Annotated in this window: 14 protein-coding genes; 10 read left to right on the top strand and 4 right to left on the bottom strand. The window is 49.2% G+C overall.

Going from position 1 to position 24,506, the window contains the following annotated elements:
* Nucleotides 1-29 precede the first annotated feature (29 nt).
* The 4 genes from DFP94_RS26095 (at nt 30) to DFP94_RS17345 (ending at nt 12,114) form a co-directional block, all read left to right on the top strand.
* Complete coding sequence (locus DFP94_RS26095) at nt 30-7,541, top strand: polymorphic toxin-type HINT domain-containing protein (protein ID WP_181873191.1); 7,512 nt, start codon at nt 30-32, stop codon at nt 7,539-7,541.
* 14 nt (nt 7,542-7,555) lie between these two features.
* Nucleotides 7,556-8,104, top strand: coding sequence for a hypothetical protein (locus DFP94_RS17355; protein ID WP_114497731.1), 549 nt, complete (start codon nt 7,556-7,558; stop codon nt 8,102-8,104).
* Nucleotides 8,105-9,140: 1,036 nt separating this feature from the next.
* The gene (locus DFP94_RS17350) at nt 9,141-10,154 is read left to right on the top strand and encodes a LacI family DNA-binding transcriptional regulator (RefSeq protein WP_114497730.1); all 1,014 of its coding nucleotides are present in this window, start codon (nt 9,141-9,143) and stop codon (nt 10,152-10,154) included.
* Nucleotides 10,155-10,182: 28 nt separating this feature from the next.
* Nucleotides 10,183-12,114: an LTA synthase family protein gene (locus tag DFP94_RS17345; RefSeq protein ID WP_114497729.1), complete on the top strand. Its 1,932-nt coding sequence runs from the start codon at nt 10,183-10,185 to the stop codon at nt 12,112-12,114.
* 108 nt (nt 12,115-12,222) lie between these two features.
* Here the strand turns inward: DFP94_RS17345 and DFP94_RS17340 are convergent, their stop codons facing one another.
* Nucleotides 12,223-12,639, bottom strand: coding sequence for a hypothetical protein (locus DFP94_RS17340; RefSeq protein ID WP_114497728.1), 417 nt, complete (start codon nt 12,637-12,639; stop codon nt 12,223-12,225).
* A gap of 215 nt (nt 12,640-12,854) precedes the next feature.
* Between DFP94_RS17340 and DFP94_RS17335 the strand changes: the two genes are divergently transcribed.
* Nucleotides 12,855-15,923, top strand: a complete 3,069-nt coding sequence (locus DFP94_RS17335) for a copper amine oxidase N-terminal domain-containing protein (RefSeq protein WP_114497727.1) — start codon at nt 12,855-12,857, stop codon at nt 15,921-15,923.
* A gap of 147 nt (nt 15,924-16,070) precedes the next feature.
* Here the strand turns inward: DFP94_RS17335 and DFP94_RS17330 are convergent, their stop codons facing one another.
* Complete coding sequence (locus tag DFP94_RS17330; protein ID WP_114497726.1) at nt 16,071-16,250, bottom strand: YjfB family protein; 180 nt, start codon at nt 16,248-16,250, stop codon at nt 16,071-16,073.
* A gap of 154 nt (nt 16,251-16,404) precedes the next feature.
* Here DFP94_RS17330 and DFP94_RS17325 point away from each other — a divergent pair, with 154 nt between their 5' ends.
* The 3 genes from DFP94_RS17325 (at nt 16,405) to DFP94_RS17315 (ending at nt 19,572) form a co-directional block, all read left to right on the top strand.
* Nucleotides 16,405-17,388, top strand: coding sequence for a phosphotransferase family protein (locus DFP94_RS17325; RefSeq protein WP_181873190.1), 984 nt, complete (start codon nt 16,405-16,407; stop codon nt 17,386-17,388).
* 46 nt (nt 17,389-17,434) lie between these two features.
* The gene (locus tag DFP94_RS17320) at nt 17,435-18,433 is read left to right on the top strand and encodes a glycosyltransferase (protein WP_114497724.1); all 999 of its coding nucleotides are present in this window, start codon (nt 17,435-17,437) and stop codon (nt 18,431-18,433) included.
* Between the two features lie 233 nt (nt 18,434-18,666).
* Nucleotides 18,667-19,572, top strand: a complete 906-nt coding sequence (locus DFP94_RS17315; RefSeq protein WP_114497723.1) for a polysaccharide deacetylase family protein — start codon at nt 18,667-18,669, stop codon at nt 19,570-19,572.
* 28 nt (nt 19,573-19,600) lie between these two features.
* Here the strand turns inward: DFP94_RS17315 and DFP94_RS17310 are convergent, their stop codons facing one another.
* Nucleotides 19,601-20,455 carry a GNAT family N-acetyltransferase gene (locus DFP94_RS17310; protein WP_114497722.1) on the bottom strand — a complete coding sequence of 285 codons (855 nt, stop codon included), beginning with the start codon at nt 20,453-20,455 and terminating at the stop codon, nt 19,601-19,603.
* Between the two features lie 143 nt (nt 20,456-20,598).
* Nucleotides 20,599-22,326 (bottom strand): putative bifunctional diguanylate cyclase/phosphodiesterase, encoded by a 1,728-nt coding sequence (locus DFP94_RS17305; RefSeq protein WP_245954927.1) that lies wholly within the window; start codon nt 22,324-22,326, stop codon nt 20,599-20,601.
* Nucleotides 22,327-22,615: 289 nt separating this feature from the next.
* Here DFP94_RS17305 and DFP94_RS17300 point away from each other — a divergent pair, with 289 nt between their 5' ends.
* Together DFP94_RS17300 and DFP94_RS17295 are read left to right on the top strand one after the other, a co-directional pair.
* Nucleotides 22,616-23,551 carry an ABC transporter permease gene (locus DFP94_RS17300; protein WP_425459265.1) on the top strand — a complete coding sequence of 312 codons (936 nt, stop codon included), beginning with the start codon at nt 22,616-22,618 and terminating at the stop codon, nt 23,549-23,551.
* A gap of 18 nt (nt 23,552-23,569) precedes the next feature.
* A complete protein-coding gene (locus DFP94_RS17295; protein WP_114497720.1) occupies nt 23,570-24,460 on the top strand; it encodes a carbohydrate ABC transporter permease in 891 nt (296 codons plus the stop codon).
* Nucleotides 24,461-24,506: the final 46 nt, after the last annotated feature.

The raw sequence follows: 24,506 nt of genomic DNA, 5'->3' as shown, positions 1-24,506 counted from the left end.
ATATTTAGTGAATGGAGAGATATAGCTATATGAACTTGTTGCAAAGAGTATTTCATAAAATACGCTCTGGCCGGACAAGAGCCTTGCTGGTCAGCATGCTTGTCCTTACGATGCTGGTAACTTCGGTTCCGTTCGTTCCGGGCATGGGCATTCCGAAAGCCAACGCTTCGACCAATCTGCGCATCTCGCCGAGCGAGATCAATACGGATCTGGGCGAGAAGACGGTCATCAGCTTTAGCTTCAGCGCCGCGGATAACGGCCAGGCGGAACATAAAGTGAATATAAATCTGTGCACACCGGGCGCCAATGGCGAGTCTCCGAAACTGGAGGAACTCATTTCGAGCGGGACCTACCGGACGAAGAATGCTCAAGGCGAGTATATCGTGCACGAAGTAGAGTGGGACGGCAACATCGGGGGCGTTCCCCTGTCAGAAGGTAAATATTATATCGCCGTTACCCCGGCTGACTATAGCGGCGGGGTGTATTACGGTCAAATCGGCAGCTTTGAGATTGTGAACAGCACTCAGCCTAAGCCGCCGGCATCGATTTCCCTGAAGTCGGGGAATTCCGGAACGACAGTGGTTCAGGGCACATCCGAAGCTGGATCAACAGTCAGTCTGGAACTGCGTGACGACAGCGGGAATCTTGTGGACAGCCATACCGGGATCACGGTAAACGGGCAGGGACAATGGAGCAAGTCGCTGAACCTGGGCGCAGGGCAAGGGATCCAGATTGCCGCCCGCAGCCACCGGGATGGAAGAACCTCAAGCTATTCCGAGATCAAGGAAGTGCTTCGCTATGTGGCACCTGGCTTCCCTGTCACTTGGCGGGCGCTTGCCGGTTATTACTACAAAGCGGATTCTTCAGCTTCCGTACATGCGAAGGTACAAGAAATAGCAGCCTGGAACGGGCTGAGTACGGTAAACGAGGGAGACAATGTAACCGGAGCGTCGGTCCTGCTCGTCAATCCGCAAACCACCGGACAATTGACCCAAGCGGATTTGCCGAATTTTACGGCCGAGGCGATCAAGAAGCGGCTGCGCATTGTTAATCCATCCTGGAGCGGCGTCGTGGAGCCCGCGCGCGGAGATTTTGCTTATTCGACGGATACTCTTGAATTGCAAGCGCTAATGCCGCTCAGCTTCGGCATATCCTACCTGAGCCGTGATCCTTATACCGGAGTCAATGGGCTGGGGTGGCATCATTCCTATGAATGGCGGCTTACACCGGTGGACGGTAAACAGGAGCTAATGCAGCCGGATGGAGCCCGCTTTGAATTTGTTCCAATAACGGGCGGCAAATTCTTAACTCCGGCAGGAACGGATTGGATTCTGCAGCAAAACGGAAACGGGCATTTGCTTGAGACACCGCACGGAATCAGCTACCAGTTTGATACAAACGGGTTGCTGACCTTGATTCGTGATTTGAACGGCAATGAGATTGAGATGACCTATCTAAATAAGCTTTTGCAAAAGGTTGTTACGGACGGGGCCTCCTTTACGCTGGACTATGACGGAGGCGGCCAACTGGTGTCGATCGCCGATCACACGAACCGGAAGCTCGAATTTGGGTATGACGGCGCGGGGGATATGGTTTCTTTTACCGATGTGGACGGTTCGGTGACGAAGTTTGGCTATGACGGTAACCATCACGTGGTGTCGGTATCGGATCCGGCCCAAACCGCAGTGATGAGTGTGACTTACGACCAGCATCAAAGGGTGACGGGTTTTACCGATTTTTATGGCTCGACGGAAACGGCCGAGTATAGCGGTAAAGTTGCTCCGGTAGTACGTGGGGAAGAGGATGACCCTCTGCCGTCCGGACTGGTGTCGATTGACCCGAACAACGGGCGGGATATTCCGGAGTCGGATGTCGTGATTTTGTCGGGGACGATGCACAATTTACGCAATGCCCCTCCATACAAAATTGTACCGGGATTGAAGCCGGTCATTACAGATTATCTGGATAGCTTGGCAGCAGGGATTAAGACGAAGGCGGACGGGTTCAAGGCTTCCGCGAGTTCCGGGATCGCCGGAGATGTAGATGCGGTGAAGAAGAAAATTGCTGGTAGCAGCGGAAGCGGTCCGGCCATTGTCCGGGCGTCGCAGTTGAATATTGAGGAAAGCGTGACCTTTGGCAGTGCGAACAAGCCGGTCATTTTGATCGCCGACGGAATCAACACGAATAAAGATATCACCGTCAGCATTTACGGCACGCTTATTTTGGAGAATGGCCTGAACGCGAATACGAAGCTGGAGCTGAATGCCTATAAAGTAGGCGGGTCCTACGGAAATATTTGGTCGAACGGTACGATTCACTTAAACAACGACTCGTCCGTCAAAGTCGACGATACGTTGTATGCAGGCGTGCTGACGTACAACAGCGGGCAATTGACGATTGATGCGCAAACCGTGATCGTGAAGGGCGACCTGTCGATTAATACGAAAGTGACTATGAACATTGCGAAGGAGATGACCCTGGGCGGTATTGTCTCCAATAACCAACTTGCCGATTTGAACATCATAGGCGGAGATTTGTTTGTCCGCGACAATGTGAATGTCAACAATCAAATGTCTGTCGTCGCAGGCGGTGTTTTTGCGATTGGCGGCGATATGACACCGAACCAGACTCCGAAGGTTAGAGTGGGTGTCGGAAACGGGAAGACGATTCTGACCTATCCCGAAACCCTTGTGGCAACCGGGGCGGGAACCGGCAATGCGAATACCGCTGCCGGAAGTACCGGAGGCTCCGCGCCGGTCGGTATTTCCGCGACTTTATTGTCGGTCAGCGAAACGAAGCGCACCGATGCGCAGGGGAATAAGACGGCTTATGAGTGGGGGAACCGGTTCCTGTTATCCGAGGTGCGGATGCCGGACGGGTCGAACTGGCAATATGATTATGATGCCAGCCACCGTTTGGCGGCAGTGACCGACGGCAACGGCTACAAAACTACGGCGAGCTACGATGCCCGGGGGAACCAGGTACAAGTGGCTGACGGAAACCGGGAATCCACAGTGATCCGATACAATGATCTGAACCTTCCGGCAGAGGTTGTAAATGCGCTCGATCAAGCTACGGTATACACCTATGATCTTTCAGGCAATTTGACCGGCACGGAGGATGCGCTCGGCAATAGCGTAACGATCGCAAGAGACAGCAAGGGCGTGCCAACGGAAATTATAGATGCACGCGGGGAAAAGACCCAATATACGCTTGATGGGGCCGGATTTGCTCAAGCTCTGACAGATCCGACTGGCTATGTGATGGAGTTTGACCGTGATCCGCTTCACCGCATAAGCTCTACCCGAGACAGTGAAGGGGTTATTGAAGAAGTTACTTATGATGCCAAGGACCGGATCCAGGCAAGCAAGGACGCGTTGCAACAAGCGACTGAGTCGACCTACGATGCCAATGGGAATCTTATGACATCCAAGGATGAAGCCGGTTCTGAAACAGTCTACGGCTATGAAGTATATCGCATGTCCTCGGTCAAAGATGCGCTCGGCCATCTCAGCGAAATCGGGTATGATGCGGTCGGCAACATCGTGAAGGAGAGCGATGGCAGCGGCGGCGTGAACCAGTACGAATATGACAGCATGGGTCGGATCACCAAACGAGTGGATGCCGACGGCAACAGCACGACTTATACGTATGACGGCAATGGCAATATGGCTTCAATGACGGATGCCGAGGGCAACACGATGCGGTATACGTATAACCATCTGGGCCAGATTTTTACGGTGAAGGACGAGCTTGGAACGGTCATCCAGTATAAATACGATGCGGCCGGGCAGCTCATTAAAGAGACAGACGGGCTCGGTAACAGCACCTGGTACGAATACGATGCGGCAGGTCGGATGATTGCCAAGATCGACGCATTGGGTAACCAAACCAAGTACGATTACGACGCAGCCGGGAATCTGCTGACGTCCACCATCTTGAAGGATGACATCACATGGACGACCAAATATGATGCCCGCGGCTATGAGAGCGGCACGATTGATCCCTTGTCCCGAGAGACGTTCAAGGTTAGAGACGGACGCGGCCGATTAACCGAGTACAAGGATGCCCAAGGCAATAAGACCGCGTACGAGTATGACCCGTTGGGCCGTACAACCTTGATTCGTGATGCGCTGGGATATGAAACGAAATATACTTATAATGCGCTCGGCCAAGTAGCGGAGTTGGCGGATGCCAAAGGTCAAACCACCAAATTCAACTACGATGAGTTGGGGCAGTTGACCAAAGTAACGGATGCCGAAGGTAATATGACGTCCTACACTTACGATGCGCTGGGCAACCTGCTTACGAAGAAGAATCCGCTTGGTGCGGTCACAAGCTACAGCTACAATGGCCGTGGGCTTATGGAAAGCACGGTCAACCCGCTGCAGGAAACTACGTCCATGACTTATGACGGCAACGGGAATGTGAAGTCTGTAATTGCTCCTGACGGAATGTCGACACGTTACGATTATGACCGCCGGGGCCGGTTAGCCGAAATTCTGCACGGGGACGGTCAACATATCAAATACGGATACGACCTTGCGGACCGTCGTTTGACAATGGATGACGGCAACGGTCAAACCCGGTATAACTATGATGCCTTGGGCCGGTTGACGGAAATGATCGACCCGCGCGGCCAGAATGTCCGCTATGAATGGACGACATCCGGCCAGCGCAGCCGGATCATTTACCCGAACAACACTTCAGTCATCTACGATTATGACAAGGCTGGTCAAATCAGCCAGGTGACGGACGGGCAGCAGAACAAGACCCGCTATGACTATAACTTGAACGGTCAGGCCACAAGCCGGTCCTTGCAGGGCGGGGAGATCAGCAGTTACCAATACGATGCGCTCGGACAATTGGTGGGAATTGAACACCGGAATACCGGGGGGCAATTGCTCGAGCAACTGCAATATGCTTACGATCCGGTGGGCAACATCATCCATAAAGAGCGGCAGGAACAAGGCCGGGATGAAGATCGCCCTCAAGACACGCCGAAGCCGGCGGACATTGAGGACTATACTTACGATGCTTTGAACCGTCTGGTCGAAGTGCAGAATTTGAATGGCTCAACCACATCCTACACCTATGACCCGGCAGGCAACCGTCTGCAGAAGACCCAAACCGTCATGGGTGTACCGGAAGTGGAGAATTATACGTACGACTTGGCGAACAAGCTTACCCGTTGGGACAAAGGAACTGACTACAAAGACTACACCTACGACATGCGCGGCAATCTGCTGCAGGTAGCGGGCGTCGACAGCGCCGCGGCGCTGATGCTTATCACGGTGCCGCAGGGCGTCTATGGAACGATAAATTCTCTGGTTCCTGACATGGCATCAGGAACTCCGGATGTGCTGGATACCGTAAATCCTTTGGCGGATGCGTTTGTTGACCCATTTGCAGGAACCGGTGTGAACCAAACAGATTTGAACCCGAATGGAACAAGTCCGGTAACTCCGAATCCGCCTAGCGCAGGTCAACTGAACCCTTATTCGAACCCGTTGGATCCGACGCAAATGGATCCAATGCAAATGGATCGGTCGCAGATTGACCCGGGTCAGGTAGATCCTAACCAACTCGGCGTAACGGACCAAGTATACGGACCGGACGCTTTTGACCCGCTTATGCTCGCCGCCTTTGCAGGACCGGGCGTACTGGAGACGTACACATGGGATGCGGCAAACCGCCTGATCGGCCACACAAACCCGGCAGGCGACCAAACGGAGTACCAATATGACGGCGATAATAACCGAGTATATATGGGCATTACCGTAGGAAGCGGCAGCCAGCAAAACCGTTACCCATCCGGCCATCCGGCAGGATCGATTGGTGGCTGGGAACCGCAGTACAAGAAGCAGCAGAGTGAAGTTTATTTCACCTATGACATCACAAGCCCCTTGCCAGAGCCCTTGTATGCGACAGATGCCAGCAGCACGAAATGGGTACAGTCTTACGTCTACGGAGCAGGCGGAGAACGGATCAGCATGAGCTATCTGCCAAGCGCAGACGACAGCACAGCCTGGGAGCCAACCCCTGGAGTCAGCGGAGCAGCACCGAACACTGCGCCGGAAACCTTGTACTACCTGAATGACATGCTAGGCAGCCCGCTTGCCTTGTTGAACCAAAACAGTGAAGTAGCTCTTCGCTACCACTACGAGGAATTTGGCACACCGGAAAAACCGGAGAAGTTCGACCTGAACTACCCGGGACCGGACAACTTGTTCGGCTACACGGGACTTGGGTATGATTCCGCAAGCGGCCTCTCTTACGCGCGGGCAAGATATTTTGACTCAGGAATCGGACGGTTTGTGAGTCAGGATACGTATGAAGGAGAGATTAATAATCCTCAGAGTTTGAATTTGTATACGTATGTGGAGAATAATCCGACAGGTTACGTAGATCCGAGCGGAAACTACTGCGTTTCCCCCGATGGAAGAAATGCACATTATGGTATATGTAATAAAAGCAATCCTGTAGATTATTATGTTCCTGATTTTTTAATACATGCATTACCAATGATTCGAGATAGTGTTGTATATGGGTTCTGGTTAATGGGTGAAGATGGTGTCGTAAGATATCAAAGCAATGAAAAGCCTTATCACTCCACTTTTTGGGAAGCATCAGGTATAAGCGAAGAAAAATATTATCAAGAATGGGTACTGGCAATACCACTAGCGCAAGAAATGTATAGCAATGTTTCACCTCAAGTTCCAATACGAAGCATAAAAAGTTCATTAAATCAAACGACTGGCAAAAAATCAAAGACTTCGAGCGGAAAGGGACAAGCGGGTAAGACCGGCAAAACCGGCAAAACCGGCAAAACTTTGGGATGTAACTGCTTCACCTCTGGAACTAAGGTTCAAACAGACGAAGGGGAGAAGAATATCGAAGACATTGAAGTCGGAGATAAGGTTCTTTCCAAGGATGAAGAGACTGGTGAGGTTGCCTACAAGGAAGTTACGCATCTTTATCGAAATGAAAAGGAAATCATCTATGAACTTACAGTAGGCGACCAAGTCATTGAAACAACCGATAATCATCCATTTTGGGTTGAAGGCAAAGGTTGGGTGCTTGCGGTAGACTTGCAGGTAGGGGATAAACTACAGCAGAGCAATGGAAACACCTTGACGATTGATAACATTAAGATTGTTAAGCACGAAGAAAAGGTCAAGGTGTACAACTTTACTGTTGCCGATTTCCACACGTATTTTGTAAGTGATTTGGGAATTTGGGTTCATAATATTGGTTCTTGCGATAAATTACCAAGTCAAGGGAAAGTATCTGTTGTGGAGGGCGCGCCACCTGTTGACGCAGGGAAGCAAGGTAAACATGTCCCAGGACACCCTAACAATGTGTCAGGTAAGTCACAGTGGCCGGACGGACAGAATGGAGTTGAACTAACTCAACAAGCCTGGATGAATGGCACAGTTGTCAAGCCGGACGGTACAGTTAAGATTTGGGATAATAGTACAGTGAGAATAAAGGTTCATATTGATGGTAAAGGGAATCTTCATGGCTATCCTGTTAATTAAGGAGGGAAACTATTTTGGTCGATATAGTAAAAGTTATAGAGAATGTTTATAAAAATGGTGATTTATCGTTTCTTCTGTCAACTTATGTAGATAGAGACTATTATCTGCAGAATTTTAGAGAACTTTTCGTAGGCAATTATATAGAAAATATGACGGATTTTAGTTATTCAAAATGCTTTAGCATTTGCATAAATTTATCCGACATTGATTCTCCCTTTGGTAGCCAATTATTTGAAAAGTTCATTTCTGAAAACGGCAATATTTACAGAGTGGATGTACAGATGTCATTGATTGCACCTTATGCGGTGGTCAAGTATCTTAAATATGAAAAAAAGGATAATACTGTTGTAGTACAAAGTAGCAATGTGCCGTTTCTTTCGAATCAAAATAGTATAGACGGAATAATACGGGGATTTCTAAGTGACAAAGGGTACACAGTGTTAGATGACAATGTGTTGACTAAAGCTGTACCTGGAGTAGTTTTAGAATTACAAGAAGATACACCTAGTGTTTATAATTGTCTATTCGAAGATTCATCGTCCTATTATCCTTATAGTAGTTAAATTTTATCGTGTTTACGCCCATCAAAATTATTTTGATGGGTTTCTTTTTGTTCTCATCATGAAACTTAGGACATACCCAGTGCCGAATGAATCGGGCGGCTGTCTTGAACTAAGCTTTACCCTCATTAGCCCTATATGAAATTCTTCTGAATTTGAATGTACGTACTCGTCGAAGCGTTAAATGGTACTACCTGAACAAGCTTCTCCTTTCATATTACCTCCCTAATTATCAGATACCATCGTATTTGGATTCAAAAACCTTACCTTTGTTTTCTCACGGTTTTTCCAAAATAATTTGAATCTGTAGCTAACCGCCATGGGCGGTTTGTTTATTTTGATAAACGCATAACATCATTTTGCTAACGTAGAGCGACTACCAAGGGTATAGAAGCTGTTAATAATTTTTATTTACTCCGCAACGATCTGGATATAAAAAGCGATGATTACGCTGTAAAGATAATCTTGTAACGTGCCAGTCAACACATACAGGTAAGGCAACGTGAAGGCTAGCCACCTTGCCCTCTAAATATAGACGGAAATTCGTTATAAAATTTCCGGTGGGGGCTGAACATGAAAGGTGCGAAGGTATCAATTGACCGTGTAGTAGTGGACTTTACGAATGTGTATTGGACGTTCTTCAATCCGTTTCGTTAGAGGCTATGTGAACACTACAATACCGCGCTTTACGGGAAGGAAAAAGTAATCAAATACCGTGTAAGAGTAAGGGAGAATACGAATTTTATACTCCATTTGGTTTATTTATGAAATGTGATGAATGAACAATTGGATCAGGCGGACTTCTTTCCTTTCTTACTTGGTAATCCCGGTAGTTTGCCAAAGATCGTTACTACTTAATCCCATTGAGAGCTTCCTTAAATAGCATGTTCATAAGGGACTATTCTGCTTTTTTTGGTCTGCAAATAGGTTGGGAGGCGGCAGTGGCGCGTTCCGGCATCCCTTCGTCCGCATTGCATCACCGGGGGAAACGGGGTATTCTTGAATAGATTCAAAATATGGTTTAGAAGTAAGGTGGGCCATGGTTCGGAATATTCGCGACATAGCTAAATCGGCCGGGGTTTCGGTTTCGACCGTCTCCAAGGTCATCAATAATTATCCCAATGTAAGTGCTAAAACGAAAGAACGCGTCATGCGGGTCGTTCAGGAAGAGCAGTTCGTTCCGAACTCTACGGCACGGGGGCTCGTCAAAGGCAGTACGCAGACCTTGGGGCTTTTTTTGACGACTGGATTATCGCATCCGTTTTTTGTGCAGCTCCTTGCCGGGTTGGAAGGACCGCTGAAAGAGTCGGGTTATGATCTGATCTACTTGGCTCAAATCGATTGGAATCCGGATTATAGTCTGGTGCGTCATTGCAGGAGCAGGAATGTGGACGGGGTGCTGATCTTCGGCTTTCAACGGAATGATCTCAATTTTAAGGAAATGCTCCAGTCCGAAATTCCGACTGTGTTCATCGATTTGGACCTGCTCGGAGTTCGGGCGGGTTATATTACTTCGGATAACATGGATAGCATCAAACAGTCCGTGCACTATCTTACTGGGTTGAAGCACCGAAAAATTGCGTTCGTGGCCGGATATCTTGATTCCTATGTAGGTAAGCTGCGGTTTGAAGGATACCGTCAGGGAATTCAGGAGGCGGATTTGCCTTACCGGTCCGAATATATTTACTTTGGAGATTTCACGAGAGACAGCGGGTATTTGGCGATGAAGCAGTTTCTACAATCCCCAGAGCCCCCGACAGCCGTGATATGCAGCTCGGATATGAGCGCGGCGGGGGTAATGGAAGCTGTGGCGGAGTCCGGATTATCGGTGCCCGAAGATGTTTCGGTGATCGGGTTCGATGATATTGAGATTTCGAGGTATATGCAGCCTCCTCTGACAACAGTTCGGCAAGATTTCAAGACCATCGGACGGCAGGCGATTCAGCAGTTGGATCAAATGATCCGCACGCCCCAAGTTGCACCCCCGATGCTTGTGGTTCCTACAGAGTTCATAATCCGCGGATCATGCGGTATTTGCGGGGAAAATCAGTAAAATCATTAGAGAAGAGTTGAATAAAGCAATGAGGAGTCAGCTTTCATCGAATCAGGGAAAGTTTATATTCATTTTCATGCTGTTGTTGTTAAAAATCGGGCTGATGCGCTTTTTCTTCTACGAGGGAATTCACTTGCAAGGCTTGCTATCCGAAGCGATATCCATGCTGGCCATTCTTTGCCTAGTAGATTTAATTTTTCCTGTAAAAAGAAAAGGACCAGTCTATTGGAGCTTTAACTTCATTTATTCATTTATGCTGTTTGCAGCGACTCTGTACTATGCACATTTCGGAACGGTTCCCACCTATGCGGTGCTGAGCGAGCTAAATCAGGTGCCGCAGATCCGGGCCAGTGTAAACGCGCTGATCCGTCCGGAACAATTTTTGTTTTTCTCCGATTTTGTACTGCTTGCTGCTAATGGCATTATTCACATGATCCGGCAACGACGCCGTAGCAGAAGCCTCAGCTTCCGTACAAGTACCCGCAGCCCCGTCCGTTCCGGCTTCGGCTGGAAAGTTGGAATGGTCAGTGTGTTGATCATCGGCGTAGTCGTATCCGGGCTGATTGTCCGTTCCGGCAAAAAAATCGATAACGAGCTGGTTCGCGCGGAAAAAATCGGTTTCGTGAATTTTCAAGCGGATGCCGCCCTTCGCAACCGGGAGGAAGAGCGGATGATCGCGGAGGGCAATATCCAGGAGACCATCGCCAAAGTCGAGAATTTGCAGGCCGGGTATCCGTATCGCGGGACGGCAGGGGACGACAACGGCAGTAAAGGGAATAGCCCGAAGTATTTTGGAGCTGCACGGGGGATGAATTTAATCGTCATCCAGATGGAATCCTTTCAGAACTTTCCGATCAACCTGAAGCTGGAGGGCCAGGAGGTGACCCCGGTTCTGAACAGTCTGGCTAAGAGCGGAGTTTATTTCCCGCATATTTTCCAGCAAATCGGTCCAGGCAATACCTCGGATGCGGAGTTCATGTCCAACACGTCGATCTATCCGACGGCGGCGGTAGCTATGTCCAAAGGGTATGGAAGCCGTGAGATTCCAAGCTTGCCGCGCCTGCTGCAGCAGCATGGATATGTGGCCAACACTTTTCATATTAATACGGTAACTTTTTGGGATCGTAATAAGCTGTACCCGGCCTTGAATTTTGATAAATATTATGACAAGCCGTCCTTTAAGAATGATCATTTCAATGATTTCGGGGCGTCGGATGAGGAAATGTACCGGGTCGGGATAGAGAGATTAACCGAATTGGAGAGCGAGGGCCAGCCATTTTACGCCCAGTTTGTCACAACTTCCAGCCATTCCCCGTTCGTAGTCCCGGAAGACAAGGTGCAAATCCAACTCCCCGAAGACCTGAAAGGCACGAATCTGGGCAATTACATTACTGCCGTAAATTACACGGACTATGCCATCGGGAAGTTGATTGAGCAGTTGAAGGAAGCCGGCATGTGGGATAACACGATGCTGGCGATTTACGGCGACCACTTCGGAATCCAGCCGAGCGAAACGGGAGCGGACGAAATCCGGGAGAAGCTCGGAATTGCCTATGACGACCAGATTAGCCGGTTCAATATTCCGTTCCTGCTTCACATTCCGGGACAAGAACTGGGCCTTGTTCCGAAGGTGACCGGTGGCCAGGTCGATATGATGCCGACGATGGCTAACCTGCTCGGGGTGTCCCTAAAGGAAGATAAGTTCACCGCGTTTGGGCAGGATTTGCTGAATATCGACCGAAATGTGGCCGGGATGCGGTACTATTTGCCGACAGGCTCTTTTTTCAACAATGAGGTCATGTTCGTGCCCGGTCAGGGATTCGACGATGGCAAGGCGATATCGCTGGAAACCTTGGAGCCTGTACCGGATATTTCCGGATACCGCAGCGATTATGAATACGTGACACAGTTGATGAAGCTTTCGGACGAGTACGTTAAACTGCTGCCGAAGCGGCATTAGGACGATTGGGACTTGTCACCGGCTCAGGCCGCGCAAAATTTAAAGGGCTGCTCCCTCATCTACGGATGACTTGGGAACAGCCCTTTTTCAGGAATGGAGAGATCGGATCTATCCTAAAATGCGATACGTTTGATAAACGCTATCTTTAATTATCCCCGGCGCTTCTTCCATTTGCAGCCTGTAGGCTGTTTCATTCAACTGGCCTGTTGCGAAACGCTGGGTCAACTGTTGTTGGAGTTGCTCCGTCTGCAGTTGGATGACAGAGTTTACTTCCTTATCATTGGATTTCGCAATGTCCGCCAGCGACTGCCCTTCCAGCAAGGAGTCATACAATACCCCCTCGTCAGATAAGCCGAGGGAATCGATAAATCGGTCCTTTCCGGTTTCCTTCGATTTGTCCAGATGGGACAGCATCGCCGGAAAAACGGCGGCATAGGCTTTGCTTGAAGTATGGCCGGAAATGCCGGGGATCACTGTAATTACGCAAGCCATGGTGCCTACGATGACGATCTTTTTTATATTCATATAGAAGAAACCTCTTTCATTGTCGGAGTTATGTAGCTATCCTTCTACAAGTATTACGGCTCGGCAACCTAGTTAGTTTCAGTTTTCGGGTTCTAAAATTTTGGCGATGGGTAATTTTTGTTAGGATGCTAAATTGCAGAAACTTTTATCAGCTCCGACGCGTCATATAGTCATAAGAAAATTATGCTTTGTTTAAATTGAGGGAGGATGAAACTGTGAGGAAAATATGGACTATGCTTTTAGCAGCGATTCTGGTCGTGCCTATGCTGCTGCAAAATACAGCGGAAGCCGCTACGCCTATCAGCGTGTATATTGATGGCAACAAACTGGCTACAGATCAGGCCCCGGTGTCTGTTAAAGGACGGGTGCTTTTGCCGCTCCGCGCGATCTTTGAAGCATTGGACGCCACGGTAGATTGGAACCAGTGGACACAAACCGTGACTGCGACCAAAAATAATACAACTGTAGTTTTAAAGCTCAAATCAAAAACGGCGACAATCAATAACGAGACGGTGTCGCTCGATGTTCCGGCCCAGGCGATCAAGGGCAGAACGATGGTGCCGGTCCGCTTTGTCAGCGAGGCACTCGGCGAGGCCGTCAACTGGAACTCCAGGACGAAGATGGTTTCGATCGTTACCGGAAGCTCCACAGAACAGCCGGGTACGCTGTATCCGGTATCTTACGTCACCTTGCGTGATGTAGGCAATGCAGGAGACGGACGCGATCTGGAGGTTAGCTTCTCGCGCTCCTCCAACGAATCGTTGGTGGACCATTACCGTATTCTGATCGTGAAGGCGGCGAACGCCTCTAACTTTAATCTGGCCTCGGCTCTGAGGGTAACTTCTTCCAATTATTCGACGGTACGGCCAAACGGTTCCGATCCGGCCATCACGATGTCTTCGGGAACAAGAGACGTGGACGGAGCGCTTATTCAGTCCAATCAATCCTATGTGGGTTATGTATTGGCTGTCGGAAGAAACAATGCGGGCAACGCATTGTCCAATGCCTCTTCCAAGCTCACCCTGGATACGGGAGTTTCCGTAGCTGCGGCAACGAATGTAAGATCTAATGATATCAGCGACTACACGGACGGCCGCGATTTGTCCGTGAGCTTCACTCGTGCATCGGCGGAGAGTGATATTTCGGGCTACCGTGTTTTCATCGTGAAGACCAAAGATGCGGGCAGCTTTAATCTGGCTGCGGCCAATACCAACCAATATTACACGACTGTGAACAAATCGACAGGAAGTAATACCACTTTGACAGGAACGCTAAGCTCTTCTTCGCGGGATACTTCCGGCGACCTAATCAAAAACAACGTTTCTTACACCGCGTTCGTTCTCTCCGTGAGCAATACGAGCGCGTCCAACAAGCTATCTTCCGCATCTTCGGCCATCACGCTGGGCGTTGGAACTGTAGCAGCGCCTATTATTACACAGGTTGAAGATAGAAACGATAACGGGGATGGCCGGGATCTGCGGGTCAGCTTCACCAAAATCTCTGATGAATCAAAAATATCGGGCTATCGGATCTTTGTAGTCAAGGCGAATGATTATTCGAACTTTACACTGGCCCGGGCGAATGCTGTATCCAACTCTAATTACACCGAGTTCAACAAGACGGGGTATAACCAAAACCAAACTTTGTCCTCAACATCAAGAGATGTCGATGGTGCCCTGATCCGTAACGGAGTCAGCTACCGCGTCTTCGTCATGTCGATCGGTAATGGAAGCAATACGGGCAATAACGCATTGTCCTCCGCATCCAGCGCCATCACCTTGTTGAATAATTACAGTGTGGGCTCCATCTCGAATTTGTATATTAGCGACGTAAATGATTATAATGACGGTCGTGATCTGCTGGTTTCTTTTGACAGGGCGTCCGATGAGTCCAATATCAGTTACTACCGCATTTTGGTGGTGAAAGCTTCCAAATCCGGCAGCTTTACGCTAGCCAAGGCCAATGATGTAGATAGCAGAAATTATACGCAGGTGAATACAGGAGGCAATTTCAGCAAAGTCCTATCCAGCAGCACAAGAGATGTCGATGGAGATCTGATCCGCAACGGAGTCAGCTATCGCGTATTCGTTCTGTCCGTCGGCAGAGGAAGTTATGCAGGAGACAATACGTTGTCCCGTGAATCGTCGCAAATTGCGCTGGGGAACAACTACGGCGTAGGCGCCACTTCGACTCCTGTACTGAACGATATCAGCGACTCCGGCGATGGTCGTGATCTGCAAGTCACCTTTAACCGGGCATCGGATGAATCGAATATTAATCATTACCGGGTTATCGTAGCAAAGGCAACGACCACGCTCGACTTGGCTAAGGCGAGTGCGAGCGGATACTTTACTACAGTATATAAGGCCGGAAATACGCTGACTCAAACGCTAGGCGCAAATGCCAGAGACATTGACGGTCATTTGATCCAGAACGGAACCAAGTACCGGGTGTATGTTCTCTCGGTAGCCAATAACAATTATAGCGGGAATTACGCCCTGTCTTCCGCTGCTGAGATTACGTTGTCTGACGGCTCGACAGTGCAGGCGGTCAGCGGATTGTCACTTGTTATTAATGGCAATACAGGAACAGCCAGTGACATCAAAGTCAGCTTCAAAAAACCGGCCAATGAGTCAAATATTTTGGAGTACCGTATTTTAGTGGTCCCTGCATCTGATGCGGCTAATTTCACACTGGCGGATGCCAATTCGGCCCAGAGTTTTACTACGGTTGCAAGTGGAGGGGACCACGCTAATAATGTTCCTGTACAAGATACGAAAGACTATTTCGGAAGAACGGTTACCGCCGACACTCCATATAGACTGATTGTTTTGTCCGTAGCCCGATCCGGTCAAGGTGCAATGGCCATGTCTAATCAATTTAAGATTAATCCGGCTCCCCAAGCACCTGTAGCGGCAGCAACAGTAGCCAATGCAACTGCAACGGCTGTATCCAACACTGAGATTCGCGTCAATTTTAATGAGCCGGCGGATACCGCTAATGTTGCTACTTCTTATGCGCTCATCGTGGTGAAGGAAGGGACAATCATGGATTTGAGTGCGGCAGTCAATGCTTATTCAAATAGAAATTTCGTGAAGGTAGACAAAGGGCAGGGGAATGGAATTATCTCAGTGGACACTTTAGGCAATCCGCTTAGTACAGCGGATTCCGCATATGACCTCTATATCCTGTCGATTCCTACAGATACCAGCAATCCAAATCTTTACGGCTTGTCCGGAAAGTTTACTGCTGCCGTAAATCCTGCAGTAACCAACGGAATTTAATGCACCCGTCTGATAAGTAGCTTGCTTATGCTATAGGGAATTCAAGTTCCCTTTGATCTATGAAACTGCCGATTCCTCAACGAATCGGCAGTTTTTTCAATGAAAAAAAACCGCGGAAATAGATCCCGCGGCAGGCAATACTTTTACTTACACTCGTATATCCACATTTTTTCCCAGATTGGGGTTCCCAGTACTCTGCTCCAGCATTTGAATCAGATTCTGCCCCTGTACCTCCGCCTGATTTTTAGCCATGTTCAGCACTCGGATTCCCACGGCTTGAGAAAGAGCGGTCCGGCTCATGACTGTAGCTGCTGCTGCAATATCCATATTCACACCTCCCTTTATTATTATCGGCAAGGACTTCGATTTCTTTTCCCGATTTGACAATCGTTTGAAACCTTTTGTACGCTAACACTGAATAAATTTTAGAAGTATGTGCGTCTTTCATAGACTACAGATACATCGTAAGGGGGAGCATGTTGTGGAAAGTTTAAGCAGCTTTGTTCTGCCGGATGGGACTTTAAACGGAAGAAATCTCTGGAAAAGGGAGCCGCTGTATCAAGGGATGAACGGAAAAATCGTGGAACGGTTCTATCCCTCCCCGGAACGGAGTTATATTTTTAAGCCGCTGACGAACGCGGAGAGCATGGACCGTGAAGCATGGATACACCGGTATGTGCTGAATTTGTTTCCGCCGGTTTATCCCCAACTGTTGGCGTCCTCGGAGACAGGAGCGGGGGAGGCGGGCTGGTTGGTTTTCGAAGATCTTGGTCGGCTGAGGCATGAGTACAGCGTGGAGCTGGCTATGGAGGTAGTGAAGCAGATGGCCTGGTGGCACTCCTTCCCGGAGTCGCATTGGAACGGTCTTACCGGACAAGGAAATAAGCCGCCTGTGGAGCAAATCTCGGTTGCCCTGATGGAACGACGTGGTGAAGTTGACGCGCTACTGAAGGAGGCCGGATCAGCGGAGGGATTGGATGGGCTTCTCCACGGCCTTACGGAAGGAGAAGCTTACCTCGGAACCAGGGTATTGAGTCATGGCGACCTGCATCTCGGCAATTACGCTAGAGGAGCGAACGGAAGGCTATACATTATCGACTGGGAGCATATGCATTTGAACACCCCATTTTGGGATTTGTACCATCTCCTTGATATGTCGCATCCGTTATTTCCAAAGAACTTGCCCGCATCGGAGCGGGAAAAGCTACTCGGCTACTACTTGAAGCAGTCTGCTTACCATGGACGCAAATGGGACCGGGATGATTTCATCCGTGTCTATTGTTGTTTTTCTGCGGTATTCTCCTCATGGATGCTGCTGCTCATTTCCGGCGATCTCAAAAGAGGGGACAGCGTTTGGCCCCGGGACCGGCTGTTGGCACAAAAGAACGAAACTACGGACATTTTGACCGCTTGCTTAGCAAGGCTTTTGTTTGTAAATGATGAAGGGGACAAGCTGGCGTGGTAATTTCAGGCCGCTAATGAGGAAATTTATGAGGAAGGGCAGATACAATATGACAAAAGTAGGTTTAGTGATGCGAAAAATCCAGTTCGCCGAATCTCAGGGACCGCGCGTTTTTGCCGAAAGACTGCGGGACATCGCCAGGGAGCTTGGAGTGGAGGTCGTGTTCATTTCCCCTGAGCGCCATGTGAGCGGGCACGACTGGATTCCCGGCTATGAGCATGAAAAGGGAGACCTCGTCAATTATGACCTTGTACTGGATCAATTATATGGCGAGGGAATTGAGCATGTCATTTACACGGTGTCCGGGTTCACCTTCTTAAAAATGTTCCTCCCCAAAAGCGTGCTGTTCCCCCACAGCTTTCCGGATCCCGCGCTGACGGGGTATGAAATGATGAAACCATTCTATGGCAATGTGGACAAGGCGATTGTACAGACGGAATTTTTGAAAAGACAGCTGGATACCGTGTTTGGAGTCAGGGATGTGGATGTGATCCCGATCGGGTTCAGCGAGAAGCTGGCGGAGAGACATTATGATCCTGCTTCGGTTGTGGATAACCGGATTTTATGGATCGGCCGGGATGAGGAAAATCGGCGTCCGGATCTGGTGCTGGAATATGCCCGCCGTAATCACGATAAGGAAGTGTTTATGGTCTTCGGCGGATTGCGGTACAAAGAGAGCATGAAAAAGTACGATATTCCCTCCAATGTCAACTTGCGGTTTGCATTGTCGCAGGATGAGATTTTCGCATTGATGAACTCGTCGAAAGTGTACTGGAGCTGCTCCAAATTCGATACGTTCGCCATGCCGTTGACCGAAGCCCTTGCCATGGGGAAAATCGTCGTCAAGCCGGAGCATCCTTGTTACGATCACATCAGTTCCCGTCATGCCTTTGCCGGCAATGAGAAGAATTGGTTTGAACTGGTCAATATGGCGGCAGCTTCACCGCTGAAGGTTTCCTTGGACAACCGGGAATATGCCTTCTCCAAGTTTTCCGGTTCGGTCATGAAGCAGGGGTATCAAGACTTTTTTGAGCGTTGGCTGCGATAATACCGGATATCATCGCCGGAAGAGGAGTTTCACGATAAGCGTCGAAAACAATTTCAGGAAATAGAAGGAAGCGTCGCACATATGATAAATAGACGAATAGCTTCCTTCGCTGTTTTCCTTCAGTCTCGCGGAGAATCATCCCCTTTTGCTCGCATACAAGCAATACACTGCTGCCTCTATATTTATAAGCGCTTTATTATATGAAAGCCATCATGGCGAACGGAGGATTTGCAATGACACTGGGACAACGATTGGGCTATGAGCCCAAAGCCAAGCTGCTGATTCTCAATGCGGATGATTTCGGGATGTGCCATGCTGAGAACCTGGCCATCCAGCAGCTGTTTCAAGAGGGGGTTATTTCCTCGGCCACTTTAATGACGCCCTGCGGTTGGGCGAAAGAGGCGGCGCTTTGGAGCGCGGCTCACCCCGAGCATCAAGTGGGCGTACATCTTACTTTTACCAGTGAGTGGGGCGGGTATAAATGGGGGCCGGTTACCCGTAATGGAGATGTGAGTACCCTGGTCACAAAGGAAGGGTTCTTTCCGGCGGATTGCGCCTCCTTTGAGCCGCAGGCCGACCGGGAACAAGTTCGGCTCGAAATGATCAACCAAATTGAGATGGCCCGTTCCATGGGGGTGGATCCTACTCATCTGGATAATCATATGGGCAGTTTGTATGGACTCGTAACCGGCAATCATTTCTTGGACGTCGTATTCGAGGTGTGCGTGCAATACAGTTTTCCTTTTCGAATGCCCCGTTCGTTACCGGATATGAATAAATTGCCTGCGGAAGCCGCCGAGATCGCAAGACAGGTGGGTGAACTGGCGGACAGCTTGGGCGTTGTGATCCTGGACCATTTGGTCGGGCTTCCGTTCGGTAAGCAGCCGGGGGAAACCTATGAATCCTATAAGCGGGATATGATAGGAGCGCTGCGGTCCCTGCAGCCGGGGGTCTCGGAAATCATCATCCATCCTGCCTTGGCGGATGAGGAACTGCGTTCCATCCATAGAGAATGGGAAAAAAGACAATGGGATTTCGAGTTGTTCCGCGACCTTGAAGTTCGGGAGGCGCTTCAGCAGGAAGGGATTAAGATGATTACCTGGAAGGAGCTGCGCGAACTGCAACGGCAGGGGAAATAACCTGCCTTAGCTTTTATCTTTCTTCTGACTATTCAGTTGGCAAAAATACTTGCAGGCGATAATAAGGCAGACTAATGGAAGGTACGAATCCGAGCTTCTGGGCCAAACAGTAAGAGGCCGCGTTTTCTCTGCGGCAGGCCCAAACCGGTTCCAGGCCATGTTCTAGACAGTAGGCGATCAAAGCCAGGCTGACATGAAAGGCATAGCCTTTGCCGCGTGCGGATTCGGAGGTTTCGATGCCGATTTCCAACTGGTTTCCGATCCGGTAGGCGGAAAATGCGGTAGATACCGTTTCCCCGTTTTCTAGGAGGCTGAAGCCATACCCTTCGGCGAGAAATTGCTCCGCGTCGACCCAGAAAAGATTGGGGCTGACGCGTCCATCCAGTTTCAGAAAGATCTCTTTGGTTGTATGGATGATTTGAAAGGATTCGGCAGAAGATTGGCTGGCCGCGGCTTCATACTTTTGCCGGTCAAACGTGAAATTGATTCTGCTATTTTCCGTTATTGGTGGTTGGCTGACGTCGGAGGTGTTGCGCGGTGCGGTATCGTTGTTTCTCTGTCCGGGTTCGCTCAATGATCTGACGAAGGTATTCCAGTTGTCCGGATACACTTGAAGCCATTCCGATGTTTTCCGGATTTGCCCTGCATTCAGCAAATAATTTCGTAATCCTTCAAGAAAAGCACTGTTTTCCGTATTCCCGAACAGCAGGGACATCCCATTGGAATGAGCGATATAAAAGGCTTCCGGACGGTTTGGATCATCCACGTACACGGTTCCCTTAACCATTCCCGAAAGGACGGTTTGGGCAAATAAGGTATTAATCGGCACCTGCTCCAACGGTTCCATAACCTTGCAATAATCCTCTACATTTAATCGGATCAAATTTTTTCCCCCTTTGCTAGATGAAAGTCTAGTTTAAACCATCATAGGCACAAGGCCAGGCGGACTTCACCAAGATTTGTCACAAGACGGCAACAGGCACCGGTGGTTAATCACCGCCGGTGCCTGTTTTTTGCAATATGCGGTCAGATCATGCTAATCCGGAGCATTTCTCCCATCGTGGCGCTATCGACAGGGCGGCTGTAGTAATAGCCCTGGATTTGATCGCAATCGTTTTGGCGCAGGAAGTCAAACTGCTCTTTCGTCTCGACTCCCTCCGCCAACACGGTTAACCCTAACGATTTGCCCAACTGGATGATTGATTGGAGCAGTGAATTGTCTCTCGGGGAGGTCGGCGTATTCTGAACGAAAGTCCGGTCGATTTTGAGCACCTGTAGCGGCAATTCCTTCAAATAATAGATAGAAGAATAGCCGGTTCCGAAATCATCAATCGATAAGGAAATGCCTCTGCGTTTCAAGGAATCCAGACGGTCCTTGATCAATACCGGGTCATTCAGCAGCGACTCGGTAACCTCCAGCTCCAGATACTGGGGTTCCAGCCCGGTTTGCTCCAGCACCGTCTCTACGGTACGGACAAACTGCGGATGTCTGAACTGAACCGCGGATACGTTCACGGAAACCGGCAGTTTGGGATAACCGGTATCCTGCCAGCCTTTATTGGTGCGGCACGCTTCCCATAGCACCCATTCCCCAAGCTCCACGATAAATCCGCTATCCTCGGCAATCGGAATGAAGGAAGCAGGCGAGATGCGTCCGTGTTCCGGATCGTTCCACCGGATCAGCGCCTCCAGGCCGGTAAGCGCATGGGTAGCGAGATCGATTTTAGGCTGGTAGAAAAGTTCAAATTCGTTTTCTGCCAGCGCACGCGGCAGTTTTTTCTCGATTTGGACGCGTTCCAGCAGCTTGTCTACCAGATAGTAATCGAAGTAATGCGGATCGCTTAACGATTCGTTTTTTGCCTCTTTCATAGCTAATTCCGCATGCTTTAACAGTTGGGGCACATCCTGACCGTCATCCGGAAAAATGCTGATGCCCATAGCGAAGCCGATGCTGACCTCTTCGCCGTGCATCATATACGGTTTCTTAAGCAGTCCGCTTAAGTCGCTGGCCATTTTATGGATCTGTAGCGGATCGGCGAGGCGGGACAGCAAGATGATAAACTCATCCGCGAAGCTACGGCAGATCAGAGTCCATTCGCTGAAGCAGCCGCGAATCCGGTCCGCGACCCCGACAAGAATCTCATTGCCTGCCGCTTCCCCATAACTTTCATTAATATATCTGAATCGGTTCAGGTTTACCCGCAAAATGGCGGCGGTTTTCTGTTCGCTGCCGGTTATGGCCAGCTCCGATTTTACAACTTCCTTAAAACGGTTCATGTTCAACAGGCCTGTAATCGGGTCGAAATATGAGAGTTGGCGGATCTTCTGATTGGAAGCGTCCCGCTCCTCCATTTCCTTGGTGACGTCGAACTGGAGTCCGATAAAGTATAGCGGTTTGCCGTCCGAATCGAGAATAGGGCTAATGATGAATTGATTCCAGAAAGTACTTCCGTCTTTTCTGTAGTTTTTGATCGTGACCGTATCCGACCGGCCTTCCTTGATCGCCCGGCGAATAACGCCAAGATGTTCCTTATCCGTCTCTTCCCCTTGAAGAAACCGGCTATTTCGCATCAAAACTTCATCCCGGGAATATCCGGTGATCTTCTCGAAACCTTGGTTAACGTAAATGAGCGGATTGTCCTTCAAGTTGGGATCGGTAATTGCCAAACCTACGTTCATCAAATCGATAGAACTCAGCAAGGCGGAAGCATTGATTGTAGACTCGATTCGGGCAGGATAGACTTCCTTGTCCACTGTAAGACCCCCTAAAAATGAACCGTAAACGGGTTGTTGAACTGATGATGTCCGGTATACGGGAGTACATCTTAGTTCCATCATACATGTGGGCCAATCAGGAAATCAATGGATACTTTTTCGACAACCGAAAAATGAGCCCTCCAATACGAAATCTGAAGCCTTACCTCTGTCCGGGAATCAACTTAGAATGAAAGTATGGAATTTTGAAAGTGCTTACACATTAAGCCCATGAACAGCTTGGAGGTCAGAGGGAATGGAAATGCAACAGATTACTAAACCTGCAGCCATGACACAAAAAGAGACGCCGCCATCAGAAAGGCGCAAATGGCTGAAAAAACTGTATTCGCAAAGACATGTTCAAATCATGGCTCTTCTCGGCATCGCCTGGATGATTATTTTCAACTACGTTCCCATGTACGGCATCATCATTGCGTTTAAGGATTACGACATTATCAGAACCATTTCCGAAGCCCCTTGGGCCGGACTGGAGCATTTCAAAGAATTTTTGTCGGATGAAAATTTTGGCTATGTCATGAAGAATACGCTTGGCATCAGCTTGCTCAAGCTGTTGACGTTCCCGTTGCCGATTATGTTCGCTCTCTTCTTGAATGAGGTGCGCTCGCTGCGCTTCAAGAAGGCGATCCAGACGATTTCTTACCTGCCTCACTTCTTGTCTTGGGTTGTGCTGGGCGGAATCCTTGCAACCTGGTTGTCGGACGTGGGGATTATTAATGAAATCTTGATGGCATTGAACTTGGTTGATCAGCCGATTTCTTACTTGGCGGACCCGAAGTATTTCTGGACGATCGTCATCACTTCGGATGTGTGGAAGGAGCTGGGTTGGTCCGCGATTATTTATTTGGCTGCGATCACGAGCATTTCTCCTGAAATGTACGAGGCCGCCAGAATTGACGGTGCCGGACGTTTCCAACAAATGTGGTACGTTACACTTCCGGCAATCAAAGCCACGATCAGCATCCTGTTTATTTTGGCCGTCAGCGGCGTGCTGAACTCCAACTTCGACCAGATCCTGGTATTACGCAACGCACTGAACGACAGCGCTAGTAATGTCATTGATTACTATGTATATTACACTGGTATTTCTTCCGGCCGATATTCGTATTCTGCGGCAATCGGATTGTTTAAATCCGTCATTGCGATCACGCTGCTGCTGATTGCGAACCAAGTATCCAAAAAACTCAACGACACTTCGTTGTTCTAGGCCAAGGAGGACTTGCACATGCTTTTAACCAAACGTAGAACAAAAGGCGATGTCGCCTTCGATATCCTTAACAATCTGGGAATGCTTCTTATCTGCTTTGTTACGCTGTATCCGATCTGGTATGTACTGATCAATTCATTTAACGACGGCAAGGATGCGATGCTGGGAGGCATATACTGGTGGCCGCGGGTATTCAGTCTGAAGAACTATGAGGCCGTATTTAATAATGCTGGCATTATGACCGCAATGGGGCTCACCATCGCAAAAACGATCATCGGGGTGGTAGCGCATGTATTCTTCACAGCCATGGTAGCTTTTGCCTTCTCGCGCAAGGGTTTGATCGGCGGCAAGTTTTATATTCTGATGGGAACGATCACCATGATCTTCTCCGGCGGTCTGATTCCAACTTACCTGCTCATTCGCGATCTGCATTTGCTTGACAACTTTTGGGTTTATATTTTTCCGGTGTTGTTCAGCTTTTTTGACCTCATTATCTTCATGACTTTCTTCCGCGAAATTCCGGACGGACTGGAAGAGGCTGGCCGGATTGACGGAGCAAACGACTGGACGATCTTCCTGAAAATCGTACTTCCGGTATCCATGCCGGTGCTTGCAACCATCGCCCTATTCCACGGCGTATATCAATGGAACGACTACTTTACAGGGATTATCTACGTCAATAACGAATCGCTGCAGCCAATTCAGACCTTCCTTTACCGGGTGGTAGCGCAGTCGAGTTCCAATATTATGACTACAGCCTTGCAAGGAAGCGCAGTCACTAAAACGGTAACCTCGCAGTCCGTTAAATTGGCGACGATGGTTGTCACAACGCTTCCGATCGTATTTGCATATCCGTTCCTGCAGCGTTATTTCGTCAAAGGTATGATGATCGGTTCCATCAAGGGCTAATCTTCGACGTAAGCCTACATTCATTGCAGTAACTCCTCCGGTCCGC

The organism is Fontibacillus phaseoli (assembly GCF_003337355.1).
Lineage (GTDB): Bacteria > Bacillota > Bacilli > Paenibacillales > Paenibacillaceae > Fontibacillus > Fontibacillus phaseoli.
This window is presented reverse-complemented; position numbering and strand designations above follow the sequence as displayed.

Bases quoted from the DNA above. Each gene is read 5' to 3' on its own strand.
- DFP94_RS26095 (WP_181873191.1), top strand. From the start codon at position 30: ATGAACTTGTTGCAAAGAGTATTTCATAAAATACGCTCTGGCCGGACA.
- DFP94_RS17350 (WP_114497730.1), top strand. From the start codon at position 9,141: ATGGTTCGGAATATTCGCGACATAGCTAAATCGGCCGGGGTTTCGGTT.
- DFP94_RS17345 (WP_114497729.1), top strand. From the start codon at position 10,183: ATGAGGAGTCAGCTTTCATCGAATCAGGGAAAGTTTATATTCATTTTC.
- DFP94_RS17340 (WP_114497728.1), bottom strand. From the start codon at position 12,639: ATGAATATAAAAAAGATCGTCATCGTAGGCACCATGGCTTGCGTAATT.
- DFP94_RS17330 (WP_114497726.1), bottom strand. From the start codon at position 16,250: ATGGATATTGCAGCAGCAGCTACAGTCATGAGCCGGACCGCTCTTTCT.
- DFP94_RS17320 (WP_114497724.1), top strand. From the start codon at position 17,435: ATGACAAAAGTAGGTTTAGTGATGCGAAAAATCCAGTTCGCCGAATCT.
- DFP94_RS17315 (WP_114497723.1), top strand. From the start codon at position 18,667: ATGACACTGGGACAACGATTGGGCTATGAGCCCAAAGCCAAGCTGCTG.
- DFP94_RS17300 (WP_425459265.1), top strand. From the start codon at position 22,616: ATGACACAAAAAGAGACGCCGCCATCAGAAAGGCGCAAATGGCTGAAA.
- DFP94_RS17295 (WP_114497720.1), top strand. From the start codon at position 23,570: ATGCTTTTAACCAAACGTAGAACAAAAGGCGATGTCGCCTTCGATATC.